Here is a 5,285-nt window from a genome sequence, read left to right on the forward strand (position 1 = left end):
GCCGAGGTGCGCCGAGGCGGCCGCGACCAGGCGTTTCCGTCGCCGAGGCGGGGGCGAAGACCGGGGGCGGAGGCCGGCCGGTGCGGAGGGGCCCGGTGCGGAAGGGCCGGGCAGGGCCAGCCGCCGGTCCGGACGCGGGGAAGTCACTGCCGGGACAGGTGCCGCAGTCCGTTCTCCAGCAGCCTGAACGCCTCCTCCGCGTCGGCCACCGCGCCCGCGCAGCGCTCGTCGGCGGACTGCCCGTACGCCAGGCGTGCGGCGTTGTCCTGCGCCAGCGTCCACTGGACCCCGACGATCTGGACGGCGGCCAGCCGCGCCGTCAGATCGGAAGTCCCGGCCGTCTCGACCAGGGCCTGGGCGAGCGCGCGTTCGGCGCCGCTCCTGAAGCCTTCCATCCGGGCGGCCAGCGACGGTGCGTCCAGGATCATGCGGGTGAGCCTCAGCACCTGCGGGTGGTCGTTGAGCCCGGTGATCGGGTCGCGCTCGCGCAGCCCCCTGAGGAAGTGCTCACGCAGCGCCGCCAGCGGGGTGGTGCGGGGCGGCCGGGCCCGTACGACGCGTGCGGACTCGGTCTCGTGGTCGGCGAGGCGGTGCAGTACGAGGTCTTCCTTGGTCGGGAAGTAGGCGAAGAGCGTCCGCTTGGACACCTCGGCCGCCTCGGCCACCTGGGCCACCGAGACCTGGTTGAAGCCGTGTTCGAGGAAGAGCGCGATCGCCGCGTCGGAGATCGCCGCATGGGTCCGCTGCTTCTTGCGCTCCCGCAGCCCTGGCTTGCCGTCCACGGCGTTCACCGTAGCAGACGCTTCCCCCGGAGTAATTCTGCACCTGGTATACATTTACTCCGAGGCAAGAAATGAGTGAAGAGGTGAAGGCGTTGACCGACATCGAGACCGAGGCCGTCATCGTGGGCGCCGGCCCGACCGGGCTGACGCTGGCGTGCGAACTGGCCCTGGCCGGTGTCCGGGCCCTGGTGCTGGAGAAGCAGCCGCAGCGGGCCCAGCAAGTGAAGGGCGGCGCGATCCAGCCCCGCACCGCCGAACTGCTGGAGTCGCGCGGACTGCTGGAACCCCTGCTGCGCCGGGCCACGCCGGTCGATCCGGTCGGCGGCCACTTCGCCGCCCTGCCCGTCCCCCTGGACTGCACCCCCTGGCAGACCCGGCACCCCTTCCCGATCCCAATCCCCCAGTGGGAGATCGAGGAGGTGCTCGAGGAGCGGGCGGCCACCGGTGGCGTCCGCGTCCTGCACGGCACCGCCGTCTCGGGGGTGGCGTCCGACAGCGACGGTGTGCTGGTGACGGCGGACGGCCTGCAGGTACGGGCCCGCTACCTGGTGGCGTGCGACGGCGGCCACAGCACGGTGCGCAGACTGCTGAACCTGCCGTTTCCCGGCAGGCCCGGGACCCATCAGGCGGTGCTCGCCGACATCCGCCTCTCCGCCGTGTCCCCTCTGGTGCCGCGGCAGCTCGGGCACATCAGCGGCCTGATGCGTCAGGGAGGCGGCTACTGGGCCATGCTGGCCCCGCTCGGCGGCGACCGCTACCGGCTCACCTTCGGACGCGCGGACCGAACGGACACCGACCGCGAGGACCCCGTCACCCACCAGGAGATCACCGCCGCGCTGCGGGCCGTGTACGGGGACGAGACCACCCTCGGCGCCGTGGACCACGCCTCGCGGTTCGGTGACGCCACCCGGCAGCTGGAGCGCTACCGCGAGGGCCGCGTCCTGTTCGCGGGCGACGCCGCACACATCCACCCGCCGCTGGGCGGCCAGGGCCTCAACCTCGGCATGCAGGACGCCTTCAACCTCGGCTGGAAACTGGCCGCGGCCATCCAGGAGCGGGCGCCGAGCGGCTTCCTGGACAGCTACCATGCCGAGCGGCACCCGGTCGCGGCCCAGGTCCTGCACCACACGTCGGCGCAGCGCGTCCTGGCGGACCCGAACCCGGACGAGGACGTGGCCGCGCTGCGCGACATCGTCATCGACCTGCTGCGACTGCCCGATGCCAACCGCCACATCGCGGGACTGATGTCCGGCCTCTCGCTGAGCTACCCGCTGCCCGGCGACCACCCGCTCACCGGGCGGCGCATCCCGGACGCCGACCTGGTCACCGAGGGTGGACCCGTCCGGCTGTCGGCGCTCCTCGGCTCGGGGCACGCCGTCCTGCTCGACCTGGCCGGCGGCCTCCCGGCCGGGCTTCGGCTCCCGCCACGGGTGGACCTCGTCCGTGCCACCTGCGCCGAGGATTTGGGTGCGGCGGTCCTGCTGGTCCGGCCCGACGGTTATGTGTGCTGGGCCGGGGACGGCTCTGCGGCCCGCGACGGCTCCCTGCCGGCCGCGGTCACCGGCAGCCTGACGACGATGCCCCGAACCGGGTGACCGCCGTCCCGGGGCGCCCCGGCCGGGTGGGGGAAGCCGGGCGCCGCGCGGTCGGCCGTACCCGGTGACCGGTCGCCCCCGGCGGGCTGCCGGAGCGGGAACCCGGGGTGAGCTGCGGGGAGTTCCGGGGGCTGGTGCCGGTGGCCGTGAAGCCGAGGGGGTTCACGCCGTTCCACGGGCTGCTGACGGCCTGGCCGGAGACCCAGGGACGTGCCGAGGTTCCATCCGTTGAGCGTGCCGGTGCCGATGTTGAGGACCGACACCTCGCCCGGGTGGCCGCCGCTGCGGGATGTTGACGGTATGTCAGGTGGCGGGTGCGGGTGCCGTTGGTGCCGCCACCCGTGATGTCACCGGTGGAGGTGCGCAGCGGGCGCTTCGACAACCCGCCCCGGACGGCGCCGGGGTGACGGCTGGGGGAGCGGCGTCCCTGACCCCCTTCGCCAGCCGGCGAAGGTCGGCCGCCGCACCCCGCCCGCCCTGCGCCGTACGGGATCGGTGAGCGTCCGGGCCGAAGCCGTATCGCCTGCCCGTCCTCCCCGCCGCAAAACCGTGATCAACCTCATGGTGATCCGCTGAGGACGCCTCCATGCCTGGTGGGGCGGCCTCTGCGCCCTTCCGCCGCCGATCGGGGACCGGATGCGGCGTTCATACGAACGGAGTCATGGGGTAGGCGCGCACAGCACCTGTCCCTTTGTGGTCGTTTCTGATCGCTCACGGTGGAGTTCGTTAGTATTCCGCCCTGCTTCGAACGGAACTCCTGTGTCCCCACGTCTCCTCGCCGCGCCGCTGCAGCTCCACATCAACACGCTCGACTACGCGATCCTGGCCCTGTACTTCCTCGTGGTGCTGGGCATCGGTTTCGCGGCCAGGCGGTCGGTCCGCACCAGCCTCGACTTCTTCCTCTCCGGCCGCGCACTCCCGGCCTGGGTCACCGGTCTGGCTTTCGTCGCCGCCAACCTCGGCGCCACGGAGATCCTGGGCATGGCCGCCAACGGCGCCCAGTACGGCCTGTACACCGTGCACTGGTACTGGGTGGGGGCCATCCCGGCGATGGTCTTCCTCGGCATCGTGATGATGCCCTTCTACTACGGCTCCAAGGTCCGCAGCGTGCCGGAGTTCCTGCTGCGGCGCTTCGGCCCGTCCTCCCATCTGCTGAGCGCCTGCATCTTCAGCCTCTCCTCCGTACTGATCGCCGGAGTGAACCTCTACGCCCTGGCCATCGTCATGAAGGCACTGCTGGGCTGGTCACTGTGGCTGTCGATCGTCGTCGCCGCCGCCTTCGTGCTCGCCTACATCCTCCTCGGGGGCCTCTCCTCGGCGATCTACAACGAGGTGCTCCAGTTCTTTGTGATCCTGGCCGCGCTGATCCCGCTGACCGTCGTCGCGCTCAAGCGCGTCGGCGGCTGGAACGGCCTGCACCACCAGCTGACGGCGGCACACGGCCATGACTTCATGACCGCCTGGGGCGGCACCTCGATCGGCACCGCCAATCCGCTGGGGGCCAACTGGCTGACCATCGTGCTGGGCCTCGGCTTCGTCATGAGCTTCGGCTACTGGACCACCAACTTCGCCGAGGTGCAGCGTGCCCTGTCCGCCCGCAGCCAGTCGGCGGCCCGCCGCACCCCGCTGATCGCCGCCTTCCCCAAGATCCTCATCCCGGCCGTGGTGATCGTCCCGGGCCTGGTGGCGGCGGCCGTCGTGCCGGGCCTGGGCAAGGGAGACCTGCAGTACAACGACGCCATCCCGCTGCTGATGGGCCAGTTGCTGCCCAACGGCGTCCTCGGCGTCGCGGTCACCGGCCTGCTCGCCGCGTTCATGGCCGGTATGGCCGCGAACGTCTCCTCCTTCAACACCGTCTTCACCACGGACATCTGGGAGCCCTACCTCAAGCCCAACATGCCCGACGCCCACTATCTGCGCGTCGGCCGGCTGGTCACCCTGGTCGGCGTGCTCATCGGGATCGGCACCGCGTTCATCGCCTCCACCTTCAGCAACCTCATGGCCTATCTGCAGACGCTCTTCTCCTTCTTCAACGTGCCGCTGTTCGTCACCTTCATCCTCGGCATGTTCTGGAAGCGGATGACCCCCGCGGCGGGCTTCTGGGGGCTGCTGGCCGGGACGGTGGCCGCCATGGTCAACTACTTCTGGCTCTACAAGGGCGGCACCCTCCACATCCCCAGCGACCAGGGCGCCAACTTCGTCTCCTCCATCGTGGCCTTCGCCGTCGGCGCACTGGTCAGTGTCCTGGTCACCCTGTTCACCAGGGCCCGTCCGGCAGCCGAACTGCGCGGCCTGGTGTACGGCACGGCCGAGCAGGACTCCGAGCCGGTGACCGCCGCGGACAGGGTCTGGTACCGGCGTCCGGCCGTACTCGGCTGGTCCGCCATGGTCCTGGCCGCCGTCTGCTACGTCCCCTTCTGGGTCTGAGCCCCCTGCCGTCATGAGCAAAGGAAGCAGTGCCATGCCCACCATCCACCACAGCCCGTCGGACACCGCGACGCAGGAGGAGACCGGCGGATCCCGTCGCCTGTTCGACATCAGACTGGTCATCGGCGGACTCTTCGCCGTCTACGGCGTGCTGCTCACCGTCACCGGAGCGCTCGACGGCAGCCGCGCGCTGAGGAAGGCCCAGGGCCTCAACCTCAACCTCTGGACCGGCATCGGCATGCTCGCCGTCGCGGCCGTGTTCCTGGTGTGGATGCGTCTGCGTCCGCTCGCTCTCGCGGAGCCCGGACCCCAGCAGGCGCACACACCCGACTCGGAGAGCGGCTCCCGGCAGGGCTGAGCGGACGAGGGGGATCCCCCGGCGGCGCGGACCGGCCCCCTGCCATGCTGTGCGGGGGGCACGGTGCTGCTCGGGCGCACCGGCCCGCGGCGAAGGGGCGGCAACGGCATGGGCGGGCGGGGC

4 protein-coding genes are annotated in these 5,285 nt (G+C 71.4%); 3 read left to right on the plus strand and 1 reads right to left on the minus strand.

Annotation, left to right across the window (positions count from 1 at the left end):
- Positions 1-143: 143 nt before the first annotated feature.
- Positions 144-782: a TetR/AcrR family transcriptional regulator gene (locus AOK09_RS36125; protein ID WP_175609388.1), complete on the minus strand. Its 639-nt coding sequence runs from the start codon at positions 780-782 to the stop codon at positions 144-146.
- A 92-nt stretch (positions 783-874) separates the two neighbouring features.
- Here AOK09_RS36125 and AOK09_RS36130 point away from each other — a divergent pair, with 92 nt between their 5' ends.
- From AOK09_RS36130 to AOK09_RS36140, 3 genes are all read left to right on the plus strand, one after another.
- On the plus strand, positions 875-2,377 hold the full coding sequence (locus AOK09_RS36130; protein ID WP_407675463.1) for an FAD-dependent monooxygenase: 1,503 nt from the start codon (positions 875-877) through the stop codon (positions 2,375-2,377).
- A gap of 759 nt (positions 2,378-3,136) precedes the next feature.
- Positions 3,137-4,804 carry a sodium:solute symporter family protein gene (locus AOK09_RS36135; RefSeq protein ID WP_055591402.1) on the plus strand — a complete coding sequence of 556 codons (1,668 nt, stop codon included), beginning with the start codon at positions 3,137-3,139 and terminating at the stop codon, positions 4,802-4,804.
- Positions 4,805-4,838: 34 nt separating this feature from the next.
- A complete protein-coding gene (locus tag AOK09_RS36140) occupies positions 4,839-5,162 on the plus strand; it encodes a hypothetical protein (protein ID WP_055591403.1) in 324 nt (107 codons plus the stop codon).
- Positions 5,163-5,285: the final 123 nt, after the last annotated feature.

It is taken from the genome of Peterkaempfera griseoplana, assembly GCF_001418575.1.
GTDB classification, from domain to species: Bacteria; Actinomycetota; Actinomycetes; order Streptomycetales; family Streptomycetaceae; genus Peterkaempfera; species Peterkaempfera griseoplana.

What these genes read in the sequence shown, in the direction of transcription:
- AOK09_RS36140 (WP_055591403.1), top strand. Translation starts at nt 4,839, where the DNA reads ATGCCCACCATCCACCACAGCCCGTCGGACACCGCGACGCAGGAGGAG.